General features: G+C 54.6%; 20 protein-coding genes. 13 read left to right on the forward strand and 7 right to left on the reverse strand.

Features of this window, described 5'->3' with window-relative positions; all coding sequences use genetic code 11:
• Positions 1-23: 23 nt before the first annotated feature.
• Together ADJ24_RS13820 and ADJ24_RS13825 are read left to right on the forward strand one after the other, a co-directional pair.
• Positions 24-1478, forward strand: coding sequence for an NAD-dependent succinate-semialdehyde dehydrogenase (locus ADJ24_RS13820; protein ID WP_023309392.1), 1455 nt, complete (start codon positions 24-26; stop codon positions 1476-1478).
• A 45-nt stretch (positions 1479-1523) separates the two neighbouring features.
• Positions 1524-1796 carry a barstar family protein gene (locus ADJ24_RS13825; protein ID WP_023309391.1) on the forward strand — a complete coding sequence of 91 codons (273 nt, stop codon included), beginning with the start codon at positions 1524-1526 and terminating at the stop codon, positions 1794-1796.
• 61 nt (positions 1797-1857) lie between these two features.
• On the opposite strand, the gene yhcN (ADJ24_RS13830) is transcribed toward ADJ24_RS13825, so the two are convergent.
• The 3 genes from yhcN (ADJ24_RS13830) to argR form a co-directional block, all read right to left on the reverse strand.
• Positions 1858-2124 carry a peroxide/acid stress response protein YhcN gene (gene yhcN / locus ADJ24_RS13830; protein WP_023309390.1) on the reverse strand — a complete coding sequence of 89 codons (267 nt, stop codon included), beginning with the start codon at positions 2122-2124 and terminating at the stop codon, positions 1858-1860.
• Positions 2125-2235: 111 nt separating this feature from the next.
• Entirely contained in the window at positions 2236-2499 is a 264-nt protein-coding gene (yhcN, locus tag ADJ24_RS13835) for a peroxide/acid stress response protein YhcN (RefSeq protein WP_023309389.1), read from the reverse strand.
• Between the two features lie 375 nt (positions 2500-2874).
• Complete coding sequence (argR, locus tag ADJ24_RS13840; protein ID WP_023309388.1) at positions 2875-3345, reverse strand: transcriptional regulator ArgR; 471 nt, start codon at positions 3343-3345, stop codon at positions 2875-2877.
• Between the two features lie 397 nt (positions 3346-3742).
• Here argR and mdh point away from each other — a divergent pair, with 397 nt between their 5' ends.
• The gene (gene mdh / locus ADJ24_RS13845; protein WP_023309387.1) at positions 3743-4681 is read left to right on the forward strand and encodes a malate dehydrogenase; all 939 of its coding nucleotides are present in this window, start codon (positions 3743-3745) and stop codon (positions 4679-4681) included.
• Between the two features lie 57 nt (positions 4682-4738).
• Here the strand turns inward: mdh and degS are convergent, their stop codons facing one another.
• From degS to zapG, 3 genes are all read right to left on the reverse strand, one after another.
• A complete protein-coding gene (gene degS / locus ADJ24_RS13850; protein ID WP_023309386.1) occupies positions 4739-5806 on the reverse strand; it encodes an outer membrane-stress sensor serine endopeptidase DegS in 1068 nt (355 codons plus the stop codon).
• A gap of 91 nt (positions 5807-5897) precedes the next feature.
• Positions 5898-7265: a serine endoprotease DegQ gene (gene degQ, locus ADJ24_RS13855; RefSeq protein WP_023309385.1), complete on the reverse strand. Its 1368-nt coding sequence runs from the start codon at positions 7263-7265 to the stop codon at positions 5898-5900.
• Positions 7266-7436: 171 nt separating this feature from the next.
• Positions 7437-7835 (reverse strand): Z-ring associated protein ZapG, encoded by a 399-nt coding sequence (gene zapG, locus ADJ24_RS13860; RefSeq protein WP_008502832.1) that lies wholly within the window; start codon positions 7833-7835, stop codon positions 7437-7439.
• 189 nt (positions 7836-8024) lie between these two features.
• Between zapG and zapE the strand changes: the two genes are divergently transcribed.
• From zapE to nanQ, 10 genes are all read left to right on the forward strand, one after another.
• Positions 8025-9149 (forward strand): cell division protein ZapE, encoded by a 1125-nt coding sequence (gene zapE, locus ADJ24_RS13865; RefSeq protein WP_023309384.1) that lies wholly within the window; start codon positions 8025-8027, stop codon positions 9147-9149.
• A 299-nt stretch (positions 9150-9448) separates the two neighbouring features.
• Positions 9449-9877, forward strand: coding sequence for a 50S ribosomal protein L13 (rplM, locus tag ADJ24_RS13870; RefSeq protein WP_006178824.1), 429 nt, complete (start codon positions 9449-9451; stop codon positions 9875-9877).
• 15 nt (positions 9878-9892) lie between these two features.
• Positions 9893-10285 (forward strand): 30S ribosomal protein S9, encoded by a 393-nt coding sequence (gene rpsI, locus ADJ24_RS13875; protein WP_003860436.1) that lies wholly within the window; start codon positions 9893-9895, stop codon positions 10283-10285.
• Positions 10286-10593: 308 nt separating this feature from the next.
• Positions 10594-11232, forward strand: coding sequence for a stringent starvation protein SspA (gene sspA, locus ADJ24_RS13880; RefSeq protein ID WP_014885418.1), 639 nt, complete (start codon positions 10594-10596; stop codon positions 11230-11232).
• A 5-nt stretch (positions 11233-11237) separates the two neighbouring features.
• Positions 11238-11735: a ClpXP protease specificity-enhancing factor gene (gene sspB / locus ADJ24_RS13885; RefSeq protein WP_024906337.1), complete on the forward strand. Its 498-nt coding sequence runs from the start codon at positions 11238-11240 to the stop codon at positions 11733-11735.
• Between the two features lie 103 nt (positions 11736-11838).
• Complete coding sequence (gene nanR, locus ADJ24_RS13890; RefSeq protein WP_023309382.1) at positions 11839-12621, forward strand: transcriptional regulator NanR; 783 nt, start codon at positions 11839-11841, stop codon at positions 12619-12621.
• Positions 12622-12743: 122 nt separating this feature from the next.
• Positions 12744-13637, forward strand: a complete 894-nt coding sequence (nanA, locus tag ADJ24_RS13895; RefSeq protein WP_023309381.1) for an N-acetylneuraminate lyase — start codon at positions 12744-12746, stop codon at positions 13635-13637.
• A gap of 71 nt (positions 13638-13708) precedes the next feature.
• Positions 13709-15193, forward strand: a complete 1485-nt coding sequence (locus tag ADJ24_RS13900; protein WP_023309380.1) for an MFS transporter — start codon at positions 13709-13711, stop codon at positions 15191-15193.
• Positions 15190-16050: an N-acetylmannosamine kinase gene (gene nanK / locus ADJ24_RS13905; protein WP_023309379.1), complete on the forward strand. Its 861-nt coding sequence runs from the start codon at positions 15190-15192 to the stop codon at positions 16048-16050. The genes ADJ24_RS13900 and nanK overlap by 4 nt, the downstream gene beginning before the upstream one ends.
• The gene (gene nanQ, locus ADJ24_RS13910; RefSeq protein WP_023309378.1) at positions 16047-16514 is read left to right on the forward strand and encodes an N-acetylneuraminate anomerase; all 468 of its coding nucleotides are present in this window, start codon (positions 16047-16049) and stop codon (positions 16512-16514) included. Before nanK ends, nanQ begins: the two co-directional genes overlap by 4 nt.
• A gap of 35 nt (positions 16515-16549) precedes the next feature.
• Here nanQ and gltD read toward each other — a convergent pair whose 3' ends face one another.
• Positions 16550-17968: a glutamate synthase subunit GltD gene (gltD, locus tag ADJ24_RS13915; protein ID WP_023309377.1), complete on the reverse strand. Its 1419-nt coding sequence runs from the start codon at positions 17966-17968 to the stop codon at positions 16550-16552.
• Between the last annotated feature and the right edge of the window lie 5 nt (positions 17969-17973).

Consider the following 17973-nt stretch of genomic DNA (forward strand, 5'->3'; position numbering starts at 1 on the left):
TACATTTCAGAAAGGGAGAACACATGACGACCCAGGCGCTTCAGGACCACATCCTTTTTCAGACCGGTTATCTGGTCAACGGAATCTGGAAAACGCTGGATACAACCTTTGATGTGCTGAATCCCGCGACCGGCGAGGTCATTGCTAAAGTCGCAAAAGCGGGTAAAGCACAGACCGAAGACGCTATTGCAGCGGCTACCCAGGCCTTCCCGGCATGGCGTGCCAAAACCGCGAAAGAACGCTCGGCGATTCTCTACCGCTGGTACGAACTGATTATTGAGAATAAAAGCTGGCTCGGGCGGTTGATGACCACCGAACAGGGCAAACCCCTGAAAGAAGCGGAGGGAGAAGTCGAGTACGCCGCCAGCTTTATCCAGTGGTTTGCCGAAGAGGCCAAACGCGCGAACGGTGAAATTATTCCGCCGATAAAACCCGGCTCACGCATTCTGGCGACCCGTGAACCCATTGGTGTGGTCGCAGCGATTACGCCATGGAACTTCCCGATGGCCATGCTCACCCGCAAGTTAGGCCCGGCGCTGGCAGCAGGATGCACCGGGGTCATTAAACCGGCCAATAACACACCGCTCAGCGCCTTTGCGCTGCTTACGCTGGCGAAACAGGCCGGAGTGCCCGACGGTGTTCTCAACGCCGTAGCCGGGAATACGCATGAAATCAGCGATGCGATTATGGCAAGCCGCGACGTACGTAAAATCTCCTTTACCGGCTCAACCTCCGTCGGCAAAACGCTGGTGCGTAACGCCGCAGAAACCATGAAAAAAGTCTCGATGGAGCTGGGGGGAAATGCCCCGTATATCGTTTTTGAGGATGCGGATATCGACGCCGCGGTTAAGGGTGCGATCGCCAACAAGTTCCGCAATGCCGGGCAGGTCTGCGTCAGCGTGAACCGTTTTTATATTCAGGAAACCGTCTACGACAAATTTGTGAATAAACTCGCCGATGCGGTGAATGCGCTGAAGGTGGGTAATGGTCTTGAGGAGGGGGTCGTGGTCGGGCCGCTGATTGAACCTTCTGCGGTAAACAAGGTGCGTGAGCATGTCGACGACGCCGTTGCCCGGGGCGCAACCGTACTGGCAGGAGGTAAGCCTCATCCACTTGGCGGGAATTTCTGGATGCCAACCGTACTGGGCGACTGCCATGAAGGCATGAAGCTGGCAGAAGAAGAGACGTTTGGCCCGGTGGCGGCGTGCTTCCGTTTCACCTCGGAAGATGAAGTTATCCAGCGCGCCAACAACACCCCCTATGGACTGGCGGCTTACTTCTACACCCAGAATCTTTCTCGGGTCTTCCGCGTTTCACAGGCCATCGAGAGCGGGATGATCGGCATCAACGAGTGCGCTGTCTCCACGGAGCTTGGGCCCTTTGGCGGCGTAAAAGAGTCAGGCCTTGGACGAGAGGGCTCCGTGCTGGGGCTGGAAGAGTATCTGGAAGTTAAAACCCTGCATATTGGGGGATTATAATAGACAGGGCGGCATCTGCCGCTCGCCTGGACTGGGTGGCTGGCAATGAAAACCTATACGTTTGATTTTGACGAGATCGACAGTCAGGAAGACTTCTACCGTGAATTTATCCGGGCGTTTGATCTTGAACGAGAAAGCGTGACGAATCTGGATACGCTGTGGGACGTGGTCACCGGCAGTCAGTTGCCGCTACCGCTGGAAATTGAGTTCATCCATTTGCCTGATAAGCTGCGAAGACGTTTTGGCGCGCTGATATTGCTGTTCGATGAAGCGGAAGAAGAGCTTGAAGGGCAGCTGCGCTTTAACGCGCGGCATTGAATGAAAAAAGCCCCTGACCATGAGGCCAGGGGCAAGTCGTATGATGAGATACGACGAGGGTTTATTTATACAGCTCTGCCGTTGCATGCCAGTGGTCACCCTGATTCAGTTCGGTGACGCGATAGCTGCTGGCGCCTGCTTTTTCAGCTTTGGCGGCAAGTTCGTGACGAATATCCATCGGTGAACCGGTGACAGACGTTACGGAGATGCTGCCCATACGCTGTAGATTTTGTGCCTGGTCGGCATTTACCTGCTGTACGGCTGCGCTTGCGCCGAAAGAGAGAACGGATGCCATACCGAGGGTTGCGATGATCAATTTGGTTTTCATAGTCTTTACTCCTGAATAGGGTTTTTTACTCAACGGCGAGAAGGGTTGAACAGCTATTTTTATGCCTGGTGCCGTTGAGTGGAGATTTTCGTCTTCAGTTATTACTAAAACTTATTTGTACAGCTCAGCGGTGGCGTGCCAGTGGTCACCAGAACGCGCTTCGATGATGCGATAGGATGACGCACCCTGTTCTTCCGCTTTTTTGTTCAGCATCTCATGCATGTCCATTGGCGATGTGCCGACCGCGCCGACAGAAACCGTACCGATGGCCTGGCGGGATTGCGCCTGGTCAGCATTGATAGAGTCTGCTGCGAAAGCACCGAATGACAAGACGGACAGGACGCTGAGCGCCGCTACAGTTGATTTGATTTTCATGATTCTTACCTCGTCGAATTTTTTCGTGGGGTCTTGTTTCGTGACCCTCATCACAAAATCAAGTATACACTAATAACGGCAAAAATTAATACCAGACTAATGGTTTCTCTTGTTATTACGTGTTAACCAGCCTGTTTTTTATAACTAAATTGCATAATGTTGAACGTTTTTTGTTCGTTTTTGTTGGTTATATCTAATAAAATCATATGGATATCAGTCTTTGATTTTTTGTGCGATTTTTTGATTTAGCATTCACCGGATGAATGTTAATAGGTGGTAAAAAGCACTATCTGTCAAAGTGAAGGGCAGAGGAAAAGAGTGAGAAACGCAGCGGAAGCAGAACGATCCCCGCAGCGGCGCTACGGGGAGAGGGGATTAGAGTTCCTGTTCGAACAGTACCAGAATGGCTTCGTGGAGATCTTTCACGGAGAAACCGCTAGCCGGTGTGGTAAAGATGGTGTCATCACCGGCGATAGTACCGAGGATACCTTCCGTTTTACCCAGCGAGTCCAGCATGCGGGCAATCAGCTGCGCGGCACCCGGGCTTGTGTGGATCACCACGACGGCGTCGTTATGATCGATATCCAGAACCAGATTTTTGAGCGGGCTGGAGGTGGTCGGCACGCCAAGTTCTGCCGGCAGGCAATAGACCATCTCCATCTTGGCGTTACGCGTACGCACCGCGCCAAATTTCGTTAACATGCGGGAGACTTTCGACTGGTTGATGTTATCGAAGCCTTGTTCCTGCAGCGCCTGAACAATTTCTCCCTGAGAACTGAATTTCTCTTCTTTGAGTAGCGCCTTAAAGGCCTTTACTAATTCTTCTTGCTTAGACGAGCTTCGCATAAGTCACCCGGAATATGACGATAGAAACAACATTATTATGCATGTGGATGAATTTTTATGCAAATTATCTACTCAGCGCCAGGCTGAAATAATGTTATGAAAGGGAGTGATTTTATCAGATTTCGTTATCAGAAAACATGCCTGGGTCACGCCACGCAAATAAGCTTAAAAGTAAATTAAATGTTATCAAAATGATGTTGTTTTGGTGGCGGGGCAGGGTGTATTGTAACCACCTCTTAATGCGTTGCCCTCTGTCGTCAGATAGTCTTCTGGTGAGAGATAAAGTCGCGTGACCTCAAATTCTTTAGCTACGAAAATTGTAATTATTTACTTGCTGAATTATGGTCGCCGCAACGGATTTACAGATACTTAAGTTAACCATAATAAGGAGTTTAGGATGAAAGTCGCAGTCCTCGGCGCTGCTGGTGGTATCGGCCAGGCGCTTGCCCTACTACTGAAAACCCAACTGCCTTCAGGCTCAGAACTCTCCCTGTACGATATTGCTCCGGTAACCCCAGGTGTGGCGGTTGACCTGAGCCACATCCCGACTGCTGTAAAAATCAAAGGCTTCTCCGGTGAAGATGCACGTCCTGCGCTGCAGGGTGCCGACGTGGTGCTGATTTCTGCAGGCGTGGCGCGTAAGCCAGGCATGGATCGTTCAGACCTGTTCAACGTCAACGCGGGCATCGTGAAAAACCTGGTGCAGCAGATTGCAGAAATCTGCCCGAAAGCATGCATCGGCATCATCACTAACCCGGTGAACACCACCGTGGCTATCGCGGCAGAAGTGCTGAAGAAAGCGGGTGTCTACGACAAAAACAAACTGTTCGGCGTAACCACGCTGGATATCATCCGTTCCAACACCTTTGTTGCTGAGCTGAAAGGCAAGCAGCCAACAGAAGTGGAAGTACCGGTAATTGGCGGTCACTCTGGCGTCACCATCCTGCCTCTGCTGTCGCAGATCCCAGGCGTGAGCTTCACCGAGCAGGAAGTGGCTGACCTGACTAAACGTATCCAGAACGCGGGCACCGAAGTGGTGGAAGCGAAGGCGGGTGGCGGTTCTGCAACCCTGTCTATGGGCCAGGCGGCTGCGCGTTTTGGTCTGTCACTGGTTCGCGCTCTGCAGGGCGAGAAAGGCGTTGTTGAATGCGCTTACGTTGAAGGCGATGGCGAACACGCTCGCTTCTTCTCCCAACCGCTGCTGCTGGGTAAAAACGGTATCGAAGAGCGTAAATCCATTGGTACGCTGAGCGCGTTTGAACAACACGCGATGGAAGGCATGCTGGATACGCTGAAGAAAGATATCACCCTGGGCGAAGAGTTCGTTAACAAGTAATACGAACCGTCTCCCGGTAAAAAAAACGGAGCTTATCGCTCCGTTTTTTTATGCCTGTCAGTTAGTGGCCGGGTATTCCTGAATCGTCACGTGCAGCGTCAGTTTCTTATCGTTGCGCATGACCTCAACAGGAATGATAGAACCCGGGCGAATTTCTGCCACCTGATCCATCGTCTCCAGCGCAGAGACCGCTGGCGTGCCGTTGACCGAAACAATGACATCGTTTACCTGAATCCCCGCGTTAGCCGCCGGACCACCCGGTGCCACCTCGTTAACCACGATGCCCTGAATCTGATCGATACCGCCGCCCTGGGTATGCATCGGTGCAATTTCGCGCCCGCCGATACCGATATAGCCGCGGATCACGCGTCCGTCGCGGATCAGTTTATCCATAATTTTGGTCGCCAGCTGGAACGGAATGGCAAAGCCGATCCCTTCCGGCGTCTCACCGTCGTTACTTTTATCGAACGAGAGGGTATTGATACCCATCAGCTCGCCCAGCGAGTTCACCAGCGCCCCGCCGGAGTTACCGTGGTTGATGGAGGCATCGGTTTGCAGGAAGTTCTGCCGCCCGGAGGGGTTCAGACCGATACGACCGGTCGCGCTAATTATCCCCTGGGTGATGGTCTGGCCCAGGTTGTAAGGGTTACCGATAGCCAGTACGACGTCACCAATATGCGGGGTACGTTTACGGTTGATCGGGATGACCGGCAAACCGCCCGTGGCGTTAATTTTCAGAACGGCCAGGTCGGTCAGGCTGTCAGAACCAACGAGTAACGCCTCAAACACGCGGCCATCCTGCAGAGCGACGATGATCTGGTCGGCATCGTTAATCACGTGCTTGTTGGTAATAATGTAGCCGCGCTCGTCCATGATCACGCCGGAGCCGAGGGTGCGGATCTCCAGCTGGTTATGGGCTGAGGTATTCAGGCCTCGGTTATAGACGTTAACCACGGCAGGTGCGGCACGGCGGACGGCCTGGTTATAGGTGGCCGGCGTTTCATCCGTGCTATCGAACTGGGGAGCCGACAGTTTATTGAACTGACGTAAAGACGGCAGCGCCAGCAGCAGCAGGCCAGCGACAATCAAACCGATGACAGTAGAACGTAAGAGCTTTAAAAGCATGATGCGCGTGTCGTTAAAAAAGGAACGATTTGCAGCATAACATGAGTTATCCGGACATCACACGCAGCGGTGATGTCCGGGTCGCAAATGCTTAGCGCAACAGAATATAGATGGACTCATTGCCACGCATGACCTGCAGGGCAATAACCGCTGGTTTGCTTTCCAGCACCTTGCGCAGTTCGGCAATAGACTGCACGCGGTTGCGGTTGACACCGATAATCACGTCATCCTGATGCAATCCGGCCTGTGCGGCAGGGCTGCTCTTCTCGACGGTATCGATGCTAATGCCTTTCGTACCGTCCTTCAGCTGCCCGTCGCTCAACGTAGCCCCCTGTAGCGCCGGGGCGATAAGCTCCGCGCTGGCCGAGGAAGAGGTGCTCTTATCCAGCGTCACCTCAACGTCAAGCGGCTTGCCGTCACGTATCAGGCCCAGCTTCACTTTGGCGCCAGGTTCCGTCGTGGCAATCCGTGAACGCAGTTCTGCAAAGCTGTTCAACGGTTTGTCGTTCAGGCTGACGATCACATCCCCTGATTTCACGCCCGCTTTTGCCGAGCCGGAGTTTGGCAGCACTTCACTGACAAACGCCCCGCGCTGTACGTTGATATTGAAGGCTTTTGCGATATCCGCGCTCATCTCCATACCTTTAATACCCAGCAGCCCGCGTTTGATTTCACCGAACTGGATCAGCTGCTGCGCCAGGGTTTTGGCCATATTGCTGGGGATAGCAAAACCGATCCCGATGCTGCCGCCGCCCGGGGCCAGAATAGCCGTGTTAATCCCGATCAGCTCGCCGTTAAGGTTAAGCAATGCTCCGCCGGAGTTACCACGGTTGATTGATGCATCGGTCTGGATAAAGTTTTCCAGCCCTTCCAGGTTGAGACCGCTGCGTCCCAGCGCCGAGACGATCCCGGAAGTTGCGGTCTGCCCTAAGCCAAAGGGGTTGCCCACGGCGACGGCAAAATCGCCGACGCGCAGTTTGTCGGAATCCGCGATGGCAATCTGGGTCAGGTTGCTTGGGTTTTGTACCTGCAGCAGCGCGATGTCGCTCTGGTCGTCGCCGCCGATCAGTTTGGCATCAAATTCACGGCCATCGTTAAGCTGGACGCTGATTTTATCGGCCTGGCTGATGACGTGGTTGTTGGTCAGGATATAGCCTTTTGCCGCATCAATAATGACGCCAGAGCCCAGGCCTTCAAAAGGCTGCGCCTGCTGGTCGGGAGACTCATCGCCGAAATATTTTTTCAGTTCTTCAGGGACGCGTTGGCTTTGTACTGCGGTGCCCTCAACCTGAACGCTAACGACCGCAGGCAACACTTTTTCCAGCATGGGCGCGAGGCTTGGAATGGCCGCCTGGCCAGGCACCTGGGAAGGAATGGCGGCAAATACAGGGACGGACGCCGAGAGAGATAACCCGACACTTAACGCGATAGCGCTCAACAGCTGGTTTTTTTTCTTCATCGATGTTGACTCTCGTAACCTGGAATAAAGGAAAAACGGCCCTAAAAACACGTTGATGTTATTGAATTTTAAACCGCTGAACAATGAGGTGTTTAACTAAATGATAGCTGGGGTCATCAGGAAAGGACGGGCGCAATCGCTGCGCCCGTAAAATAAATTCAGGTTGTGCGATTAATCGCGTTTTACACCGCCGCGCAGCAGGCCGGACGCGCCATCGGAATAGTCGCGAGGCATCTGAACGGGCGCCTGATCGTTACCGGCTTCAGAGTCAGCCAGACGGTTGCGGAACGGGTTGGTTTCCGCGGTCATTTCCGGCAGCAGGCTGCTGGAGCTTTTTGCCATATGTTGATACAGCTGACGATAGTCGGTTGCCATGTTGTCCAGCAGCTCGGCGCTGCGGGCAAAATGGCTGACCAGCTCTTCACGATACTCTTCCAGCTCGGCTTTGTTCTTTTCCAGTTCGTACTGCAGTGACTGCTGCTGACGCAATTTGCGATTACCGAAACGCATGGCCACAGCACCGATGACGATGCCGACGACTAAACCGATTAGCGCATATTCCCAGGTCATGAACTTCTCCCGTTGTCTTGTTGTTCCGTAGGGTGTTGGCTCGGCTCCTGCCTGTGCCTGATAATGCCACTATAACCGCTATTTCTGCAGAAGTGGAATCCTGACGTATCATCGCGTAGTGTAGAACGGCCTTTTTTTCATCAGTCACGTCTGCTGGTGAGCGTTAATTGAAGGAATAACAATAAGATTATGCAAAACCTGTCCCCTGCATCGCGTTATCAACTGGCCCTTAACGAGGGCACTCATCAGCCTGATGACGTTCAACGTGAGGCGGTAAACCGTCTGGAGATGATTTATCAGGAGCTCACGGCAAAACCCGCTGAAGTCGAACAGAACGGTGGGCTAAAGGCGGCATTTGGGCGGTTGCTCGGTAAAAAAGCGCCACAGGCTCACGCGCCGGTACGCGGTTTATATATGTGGGGCGGGGTCGGTCGCGGAAAAACCTGGCTGATGGACCTGTTTTACATGAGCCTGCCTGGCGCACGTAAGCAGCGTCTGCACTTCCATCGTTTTATGCTGCGGGTGCATGAAGAGCTGACCGCACTGCAGGGCAAAAGCGATCCGCTGGAGATTGTGGCCGACAGGTTCAAAGCTGAAACGGACGTGCTCTGCTTCGACGAGTTTTTTGTGTCTGACATCACCGATGCCATGCTGCTAGGCGGCCTGATGAAAGCGCTATTTGCCCGCGGGATCACGCTGGTGGCCACGTCGAATATCCCGCCGGATGAGCTCTATCGTAACGGCCTGCAGCGGGCACGCTTCCTGCCCGCCATTGATGCCATCAAGCAGCACTGCGACATCATGAACGTTGATGCCGGTGTCGATTATCGTCTGCGCACGCTGACTCAGGCGCATCTGTGGCTTTCGCCGTTAAATGCAGAGACCACCCGCGAGATGGATACACTCTGGCTGGCGCTGGCGGGGGCAAAACGCGAGCACGCCCCGGAACTCGAGATTAACCATCGACCGCTGCCCACGCTTGGCGTCGAAAACCAAACGCTGGCGGTCTCCTTTACGACGCTCTGCGTGGATGCCCGCAGCCAGCACGACTACATTGCGCTTTCGCGTCTGTTCCACACCGTGATGGTGCTGGACGTGCCGGTGATGACGCGGCTGATGGAGAGCGAAGCACGGCGCTTCATTGCGCTGGTGGATGAGTTTTATGAGCGCCACGTCAAGCTGGTGGTCAGCGCCGAGGTACCTTTATATGAGATTTACCAGGGAGAGCGGCTGAAATTTGAGTTCCAGCGCTGCCTGTCGCGCCTGCAGGAGATGCAGAGTGAGGAATACCTGAAGCTGGAGCATATGCCATAAATGCCACCCTCTCCCTGAGAAGGGAACCTTGTAGGCCGGGTAAGGCGCAGCCGCCACCCGGCATTTTCCACACCCCCGAAAAACCCATTCCAAATCACATTTAAGGGTCGATCTTTGACCTCAACTTCTCTATAATCTTGCGACCCCACGTTACGAGAAGGTTTTTTTCCCGAAACTTTCTATGTGTCGGCATGTGCTATTCGAAGGGGTAGGTTTGCCGGACTTTGTCGTGTGAACCTCAACTGACTAAACGTTTGGGTGTTCACCAACGTGTAACTTATTATTTGGGTAAGCTTTTAATGAAAACTTTTACAGCTAAACCAGAAACCGTACAGCGCGACTGGTATGTTGTTGACGCGACCGGTAAAACTCTGGGCCGTCTGGCTACTGAACTGGCTCGTCGCCTGCGCGGTAAGCATAAAGCGGAATACACTCCGCACGTTGATACCGGTGATTACATCATCGTTCTGAACGCTGATAAAGTTGCTGTAACCGGCAACAAGCGTACTGACAAAGTGTACTATCACCACACTGGCCACATCGGTGGTATCAAAGAAGCGACCTTTGAAGAGATGATTGCCCGCCGTCCTGAGCGTGTGATTGAAATCGCGGTTAAAGGCATGCTGCCAAAAGGCCCGCTGGGTCGTGCTATGTTCCGTAAACTGAAAGTTTACGCAGGCAACGAGCACAACCACGCGGCACAGCAACCGCAAGTTCTTGACATCTAATCGGGATTATAGGCAATGGCTGAAAATCAATACTACGGCACTGGTCGCCGCAAAAGTTCCGCAGCTCGCGTTTTCATCAAACCGGGCAGTGGTAAAATCGTAATCAACCAGCGTTCTCTGGAACAATACTTCGGTCGCGAAACTGCCCGCATGGTAGTTCGCCAGCCGCTGGAACTGGTTGACATGGTAGAAAAACTGGATCTGTACATCACCGTTAAAGGTGGTGGTATCTCCGGTCAGGCAGGTGCGATCCGTCACGGTATCACCCGCGCTCTGATGGAGTACGACGAATCCCTGCGTTCTGAACTGCGTAAAGCTGGCTTCGTTACTCGTGACGCGCGTCAGGTTGAACGTAAGAAAGTGGGTCTGCGTAAAGCACGTCGTCGTCCACAGTTCTCCAAACGTTAATCCATTCTGCTTACGCAGAACGATTGGCGAAAAACCCGCTTCGGCGGGTTTTTTTATGGATAATGCGCAGGTTATCCACAATATCCATGCATATATCTTCTCTTTTTCCACATTTCCAGAATCCCCTCACCACAAAGCCATCAAAATCTGGTAAACTATCATCCAATTTTCTGCCCAAATATCGGTGAATACTCGATTTTTGTTCGTTTCTTGAACAATGTGTTTTCTCTGGGATGGGCGATACAACATCTGGCTGGCCCCTGTTGGGCTGGTAGCAGTAAAAATTCTGAATATACCTGGAGGTTTTCATGGCTGTCGCTGCCAACAAACGTTCGGTAATGACGCTGTTTTCTGGTCCTACTGACATTTATAGCCATCAGGTTCGTATCGTGCTGGCCGAGAAGGGTGTCAGTTTTGAGATCGAGCATGTGGAAAAGGATAACCCGCCTCAGGATCTGATCGATCTCAACCCGAGCCAAAGCGTACCGACGCTGGTGGATCGCGAGCTGACCCTGTGGGAATCCCGTATCATTATGGAATATCTGGATGAGCGTTTCCCGCATCCGCCATTGATGCCTGTTTACCCTGTCGCGCGTGGTGAAAGCCGCCTGTACATGCAGCGTATCGAAAAAGACTGGTACTCGCTGATGAACGTGATTACCAGCGGTTCTGCTTCTGAAGCTGACGCTGCACGTAAACAACTGCGTGAAGAGCTGCTGGCGATCGCTCCTGTGTTTGGTCAGAAACCATTCTTCCTGAGCGATGAGTTCAGCCTGGTGGATTGCTACCTGGCACCGCTGCTGTGGCGTCTGCCAACCCTGGGCGTAGAATTCAGCGGTCCTGGCGCGAAAGAGCTGAAGGGCTATATGACTCGCGTATTTGAACGCGACTCTTTCCTGGCATCTTTAACTGAACCGGAACGTGAAATGCGTCTCGGCCGAGGCTAATGACTGTGGAAATGTCACAACTTACCCCACGCCGTCCGTATCTGCTGCGCGCCTTCTATGAATGGCTGCTGGATAACCAGCTCACGCCGCACCTGGTTGTGGATGTGACGTTGCCGGGCGTGCTGGTTCCAATGGAATACGCGCGTGACGGGCAGATCGTACTGAACATTGCGCCGCGCGCGGTGGGTAACCTGGAGCTGGCAAACGATGAAGTGCGCTTCAACGCGCGTTTCGGCGGCGTGCCGCGTCAGGTTTCCGTACCTCTGGCAGCCGTGCTGGCTATCTACGCGCGTGAAAACGGTGCGGGTACCATGTTCGAGCCGGAAGCGGCGTATGATGAAGATGTTGCCAGCCTGAATGATGACAACGCATCCGATGAGCGCGAAAGCGACACGGTGATGTCACTTATCGATGGTGATAAACCCGATCATCACGACGACAATGACCCTGATGACGATCCGCCTCCGCGCGGTGGTCGTCCGGCTCTTCGCGTCGTGAAATAATCAAACAGGCCCAATCGGGCCTGTTTTGCTTTCTGCCCCTTTTCGCCCCCTCTAATTTCCTGTGTTATGATAAATTGTTTTACTTCTATGGCACCGGACTGCAATGAAACCAACTGATCTTAAAGCTGAAAACTCTGATGAAACTATTGGCCGCAGCCTGCGACGTCGTCCTCTGGCGCGCAAAAAGCTGTCCGATATGGTGGAAGAAGAGCTCGAGCAGATGATCCGCCGCAAAGAGTTTGCTCAGGGAGAACAACTTCCCTCCGAACGTGAGCTGATGGAGTTCTTCAACGTGGGTCGCCCTTCGGTGCGGGAGGCGCTGGCGGCGCTAAAGCGTAAAGGACTGGTGCAGATCAACAACGGTGAACGTGCCCGCGTCTCCATGCCTTCTGCCGATACCATCATCAACGAGCTTTCAGGCATGGCGAAAGATTTCCTTACCCAGCCCGGCGGCATTGCCCATTTTGAACAGCTACGTCTGTTCTTTGAATCCAGCCTTGTCCGTTTTGCCGCTGAATTTGCCACTGACGAGCAAATCGCTCGGCTGACACAAGCGCTGGAGATCAACAGCCAGTCTCTGGATGATAACGCCCTGTTTATCCGATCCGACGTCGATTTTCACCGCGTGCTGGCGGAAATTCCCGGCAATCCGATCTTTAATGCGATCCACGTTGCGCTGCTCGACTGGCTGATTGCCGCGCGCCCTAAAGTGCCGGATGCCGAGCTGTATAAGCATAATGAAGTCAGCTATCACCAGCATATTGCGATCGTCGATGCGATCCGCCGCCGGGACCCGGATGAGGCCGATCGCGCACTCCAGACCCATCTCAACAGCGTTTCTGCCACCTGGCACGCTTTCGGCCAACATTCAAAAGCCAAAAAATAACGATCCTTTAGTGAAGCAGATCGCAATATAAGCGTTCTGTATTCCACTGCTGCATAATTGGTCTGGTATAACAGGTATAAAGGTATGTCATTTTAACAAACACACGATCGATTGAGGTAACTATGGCAACGCAATTACGCGGCGTAATGGCCGCACTCCTGACCCCGTTTACTCAACAACAAATGCTGGATACAGAGAGCCTGCGCCGTCTGGTGCAGTTCAATATTGAGCAGGGCATCGACGGGCTTTATGTGGGTGGTTCAACAGGAGAGGCTTTTGTACAAAGCCTTTCCGAACGTGAGCAAGTCATGGAGATCGTGGCGGAAGAGGCGAAGGGGAAAATTACGCTCATTGCCCATGTTGGCTGCGTCAGCACAGCAGAGAGCCAGCGGCTGGCCACCGCCGCTGCCCGCTTTGGGTTTGACGCCGTGTCCGCCGTCACACCGTTTTACTATCCGTTCAGCTTTGAAGAACACTGTGATCACTATCGTGCAATTATTGACGCTGCAGAGGGGTTACCGATGGTGGTTTACAACATTCCGGCCCTCAGCGGCGTGAAGCTGACGCTTGAGCAGATCAACACCCTGGTCACGCTGCCGGGCGTCGGCGCGCTGAAGCAAACCTCTGGCGATCTCTTCCAGATGGAACAGATCCGCCGTGCGCATCCGGAACTTGTGCTCTACAACGGCTACGACGAGATCTTCGCCTCCGGTCTGCTTGCAGGCGCTGACGGAGGGATCGGCAGTACGTACAACATCATGGGCTGGCGCTACCAGGCAATCGCTAAAGCGGTTCGGGATGGGGATAACGCCACCGCGCAGAGTCTGCAAAGCGAGTGCAATAAGGTTATCGACGTGCTGATCAAAGCCGGTGTCTTCCGTGGTCTGAAAACGGTGCTGCACTACATGGACGTGGTTTCCGTACCGCTGTGCCGCAAGCCGTTTTCCCCTGTGGACGAAAAATTTGTGCCAGCGTTAAAAGCCCTGGCAGAACAGCTGATGGCGGAAAAACGCTAACGCATTACGCAGGCCGGATAAGGCGCAGCCGCCGTCCGGCAAAACGACAGATAAATCGTCGGGAGAGTGAAATGAGTATATCTACCCAAAGCATCCCGTGGTACCGCCATCTCAGCCGCCCGCAGTGGCGTGCCTTCTCCGCCGCCTGGTTGGGATATTTGCTTGATGGCTTCGATTTTGTCCTGATTGCCTTAGTTCTGACGGAAGTAAAAAGTGAGTTCGGCCTGACGACGGTGGAAGCCGCGAGTTTAATTTCGGCGGCCTTTATCTCACGCTGGTTTGGTGGCCTGCTGCTGGGGGCGATGGGCGATCGCTATGGCCGTAAGCTGGCGATGATAACCAGCATTGTTCTGTTCTCCTGCGGTACTCTGGCCTGCGGGTTTGCGCCAGGCTACGTCACCATGTTTATTGCCAGAATGGTGATTGGCATGGGGATGGCAGGCGAATATGGTTCCAGCGCAACCTACGTGATTGAAAGCTGGCCGAAGCATCTGCGCAACAAGGCGAGCGGTTTTCTGATTTCCGGTTTCTCCGTGGGCGCCGTCATTGCCGCGCAGGTTTACAGTCTCGTGGTCCCCGTCTGGGGCTGGCGTGCGCTATTCTTTATCGGCATTTTGCCCATCGTCTTCGCCCTGTGGCTGCGTAAAAACATCCCGGAAGCGGAGGACTGGCAAGCGAAGCATGAAGGTAAAGCCCCGGTGCGTACGATGGTTGATATTCTTTATCGCGGCAAATACCGCGTAATCAATATTGCCATGACGCTGTTTGCCGGTATGGCGCTGTGGCTCTGCTTTGCCGGGGAGCTAAACAACGTCGGGATGGTGGTCATTCTGGGGCTGCTGTGCGCTGTCGTTTTTATCAGCTTTATGGTGCAAAGCAGCGGCAAACGCTGGCCTACTGGCGTAACGCTGATGGTAGTGGTGCTATTCGCCTTTCTGTACTCGTGGCCGATTCAGGCGCTACTGCCAACCTATTTGAAAACGGAGCTGGCCTACGATCCGGTTACGGTGGCCCGCGTGCTGTTCTTCAGCGGATTTGGCGCGGCGGTGGGCTGCTGCGTAGGCGGTTTTCTTGGCGACTGGCTGGGAACCCGTAAAGCGTACGTCTGCAGCCTGCTGGCCTCGCAGATGCTCATCATTCCGGTGTTTGCGATCGGCGGTGCGAATATCTGGGTGCTCGGGCTGTTGCTCTTTTTCCAGCAGATGCTGGGTCAGGGTATTTCCGGGATCTTGCCTAAACTCATCGGTGGTTACTTCGATACCGACCAGCGGGCGGCCGGGCTTGGATTTACCTATAACGTCGGCGCGCTAGGCGGGGCGCTTGCACCGGTGATCGGCGCGCTGCTGTCGCAACGGATGGAGTTGGGAACCGCGCTGGGATCGCTCTCCTTTGGCCTGACGTTTGTGGTTATCCTGTTGATCGGCCTGGATATGCCGTCTCGCGTTCAGCGTTGGATCAGGCCGGAAGCGCTACGCACTCACGATGCTATCGACGGTAAACCGCTGAGCGGAGCCTTCCCGGCGGGGGCGGTCAAACGCGAGCAGGTGGTGAAATGACGACGCTGGCGATTGATATTGGCGGAACAAAGCTCGCCGCCGCCCTGATAGAGGGACACGTTCTGTCGATGCGTAGGGAGTGCCAGACTCCCGCCAGTCAGACGCCGGGCGCGCTGGAGGAGGCGTTACGTGCCCTGGTTTTACCTCTCGTTACGCATGCCCGTCGCGTGGCGGTGGCGTCGACAGGGATTATTCAAAACGGCGTACTGACCTCCATCAATCCTTCCAACCTGGGCGGGCTGGCACATTTTCCGCTGGTCGCCTTTTTGAAAGCCATCACGCAATTACCGGTGACGGCACTTAACGACGCGCAGGCCGCCGCATGGGCAGAGTTTTGCGCGTTGCACCAGAAACAGGATATGGCATTTCTGACGGTTTCAACCGGCGTGGGCGGCGGTGTTGTGCTCAATGGAAAACTGCAGTCGGGCAGCGGTGGGCTTGCGGGGCATTTTGGCCACACGCTGGCGGATCCAGATGGACCTCTCTGCGGCTGTGGGCGAAGAGGGTGCGTTGAAGCCATTGCCTCAGGGCGAGGTATTGCCGCTCAGGCGAAGGAGGAGCTGGCAGGGCTCGATGCGAAGGCAATATTCAGTCGGGATACACCGCAGGCCCGTAAGCTGGTGGCAAATTCTGCACAAACGCTGGCTCGACTGATCGCTGACGTCAAAGCTGTTACCGACTGTCAGGTTATCGTGGTCGGCGGCAGCGTGGGGCTGGCGGAAGGATATTTGCCCCTGGTGAAAGCCTATTTATCGCAGGAGCCAGAGGTATATCAGGTGGCGCTTCGGGCAGCGCATTATCGCCACGACGCTGGGCTATTGGGTGCGGCGCTGTTAGCAACGGGAGACACGCTATGATGATGGGAGAGCTGCAGTCACTGGCATCGTCGGGCCTGCCCGCCGTACTGGTGAATGCGCTGGCGCTGGCGGTTGCCGCCCGGCCGCAGGAGAAAGCGCCGGGCCACTACGAGGTGCAAGGCAAAGATATCTTTATGAATGTTATGCAGTTTTGCACTCAGAGTCCGGAACAGAAAAAGGCAGAGCTGCACACACGGTATATTGACATTCAGCTCCTGTTGGCCGGTGAAGAGCGGATTCTGTTTGGCGTTGCGGAGTCCGCGCGCGAGTGCGAGGAAATGCATAGCGACGAGGATTATCAGCTTTGCCGTCGCATCGAGGGGGAACAATCGCTAGCGTTAAGGCCGGGGATGTTCGTGGTGTTTATGCCGGGGGAACCGCATAAACCGGGGTGTATCACCGACTCGGCGGGAGAGATTAAAAAGGCCGTGGTGAAGGTCCGCGCCAGCCTGTTAACCGCATAAAAAAGCCGGATGGTAATTCCATCCGGCTCGTTTTCTTACACTTCCAGGTAGTTCAGGATCCCGTCAGCCGCTTTACGACCTTCGGCAATCGCCGTTACCACCAGGTCAGAACCGCGAACGATATCGCCACCGGCGAAGATTTTCGGGTTGCTGGTCTGGAATGCATTGTCGCTGCCTTCTGGCGCAATCACGCGACCCTGCGAATCCAGCTCAACGCTGTGCTTCGCCAGCCATTCCATGCTGTGAGGACGGAAGCCGAACGCCATCACTACGGCATCGGCCGGGATCACGTGCTCAGAACCGGCTACGATCTCGGCGCGACGACGCCCTTTCGCATCCGGTGCGCCCATCTCAGTGCGCGCCATCTTCACGCCGCTCACTTTACCGTTGGCATTCACTTCAATACCCAGAGGCTGGATGTTGAACTGGAACTCCACGCCCTCTTCACGCGCGTTTTTCACTTCGCGTTTAGAGCCCGGCATGTTCTCTTCGTCACGACGATAGGCGCAGATCACGTGTGCCGCATTCTGACGAATGGAGGTACGCACGCAGTCCATCGCGGTATCACCGCCGCCCAGCACCACCACGCGTTTGCCTTCCATGCTGACGAACGGCTCATCGGCGGTTTCGCCGTAGCCCATGATCTGCTTGGTGTTGGCAATCAGGAACGGCAGCGCGTCGTACACGCCCGGCGCATCTTCGTTCTCCAGACCGCCGCGCATGGACTGATAGGTGCCCACGCCGAGGAACACGGCGTCGTAATCCTTCAGCAGGTCGTCGAGCTGCACGTCGCGGCCCACTTCCACGTTCAGTTTGAACTCAATGCCCATGCCGGTGAAGATTTCACGGCGACGGGTCATGACCTCTTTTTCCAGCTTGAAGGCCGGGATACCGAAGGTCAGCAGACCGCCGATTTCCGGATGGCGGTCAAAGACCACCGCCTTCACGCCGTTGCGGGTCAGCACGTCCGCACAGGCCAGGCCCGCCGGGCCCGCACCGATGATTGCCACGCGCTTGTCGGTTTGCTTCACGCCGGTCATATCCGGACGCCAGCCCATCTCGAACGCTTTATCGTTGATATAGCGCTCGATGTTGCCGATGGTCACCGCGCCGAACTCGTCGTTCAGCGTACAGGAACCTTCGCACAGACGGTCCTGAGGGCACACGCGGCCGCACACTTCCGGCAGGGTGTTGGTCTGGTGAGACAGCTCGGCGGCTTCAAAAATACGCCCTTCGTTGGCCAGCTTCAGCCAGTTCGGGATGTAGTTGTGTACCGGACATTTCCATTCGCAGTAAGGGTTACCGCAGGACAGGCAGCGGTCTGCCTGTGCCTTGGCCTGGCCTTCTGAAAACGGCTCGTAGATTTCAACAAATTCAATTTTGCGGATCTTCAGCGGTTTCTTTGGCGGATCAACACGCTGCAGGTCGATAAACTGGTATACGTTCTGGCTCATCTGAA

Source organism: Enterobacter sp. 940_PEND (assembly GCF_001059415.1).
Lineage (GTDB): Bacteria > Pseudomonadota > Gammaproteobacteria > Enterobacterales > Enterobacteriaceae > Enterobacter > Enterobacter cloacae_M.

Excerpts from the sequence above, each read along its gene's own strand:
- ADJ24_RS13820 (WP_023309392.1), top strand. The coding sequence starts at position 24 with ATGACGACCCAGGCGCTTCAGGACCACATCCTTTTTCAGACCGGTTAT.
- ADJ24_RS13825 (WP_023309391.1), top strand. The coding sequence starts at position 1,524 with ATGAAAACCTATACGTTTGATTTTGACGAGATCGACAGTCAGGAAGAC.
- yhcN (WP_023309390.1), bottom strand. The coding sequence starts at position 2,124 with ATGAAAACCAAATTGATCATCGCAACCCTCGGTATGGCATCCGTTCTC.
- yhcN (WP_023309389.1), bottom strand. The coding sequence starts at position 2,499 with ATGAAAATCAAATCAACTGTAGCGGCGCTCAGCGTCCTGTCCGTCTTG.
- argR (WP_023309388.1), bottom strand. The coding sequence starts at position 3,345 with ATGCGAAGCTCGTCTAAGCAAGAAGAATTAGTAAAGGCCTTTAAGGCG.
- mdh (WP_023309387.1), top strand. The coding sequence starts at position 3,743 with ATGAAAGTCGCAGTCCTCGGCGCTGCTGGTGGTATCGGCCAGGCGCTT.
- degS (WP_023309386.1), bottom strand. The coding sequence starts at position 5,806 with ATGCTTTTAAAGCTCTTACGTTCTACTGTCATCGGTTTGATTGTCGCT.
- degQ (WP_023309385.1), bottom strand. The coding sequence starts at position 7,265 with ATGAAGAAAAAAAACCAGCTGTTGAGCGCTATCGCGTTAAGTGTCGGG.
- zapG (WP_008502832.1), bottom strand. The coding sequence starts at position 7,835 with ATGACCTGGGAATATGCGCTAATCGGTTTAGTCGTCGGCATCGTCATC.
- zapE (WP_023309384.1), top strand. The coding sequence starts at position 8,025 with ATGCAAAACCTGTCCCCTGCATCGCGTTATCAACTGGCCCTTAACGAG.
- rplM (WP_006178824.1), top strand. The coding sequence starts at position 9,449 with ATGAAAACTTTTACAGCTAAACCAGAAACCGTACAGCGCGACTGGTAT.
- rpsI (WP_003860436.1), top strand. The coding sequence starts at position 9,893 with ATGGCTGAAAATCAATACTACGGCACTGGTCGCCGCAAAAGTTCCGCA.
- sspA (WP_014885418.1), top strand. The coding sequence starts at position 10,594 with ATGGCTGTCGCTGCCAACAAACGTTCGGTAATGACGCTGTTTTCTGGT.
- nanR (WP_023309382.1), top strand. The coding sequence starts at position 11,839 with ATGAAACCAACTGATCTTAAAGCTGAAAACTCTGATGAAACTATTGGC.
- nanA (WP_023309381.1), top strand. The coding sequence starts at position 12,744 with ATGGCAACGCAATTACGCGGCGTAATGGCCGCACTCCTGACCCCGTTT.
- ADJ24_RS13900 (WP_023309380.1), top strand. The coding sequence starts at position 13,709 with ATGAGTATATCTACCCAAAGCATCCCGTGGTACCGCCATCTCAGCCGC.
- nanK (WP_023309379.1), top strand. The coding sequence starts at position 15,190 with ATGACGACGCTGGCGATTGATATTGGCGGAACAAAGCTCGCCGCCGCC.
- nanQ (WP_023309378.1), top strand. The coding sequence starts at position 16,047 with ATGATGATGGGAGAGCTGCAGTCACTGGCATCGTCGGGCCTGCCCGCC.
- gltD (WP_023309377.1), bottom strand. The coding sequence starts at position 17,968 with ATGAGCCAGAACGTATACCAGTTTATCGACCTGCAGCGTGTTGATCCG.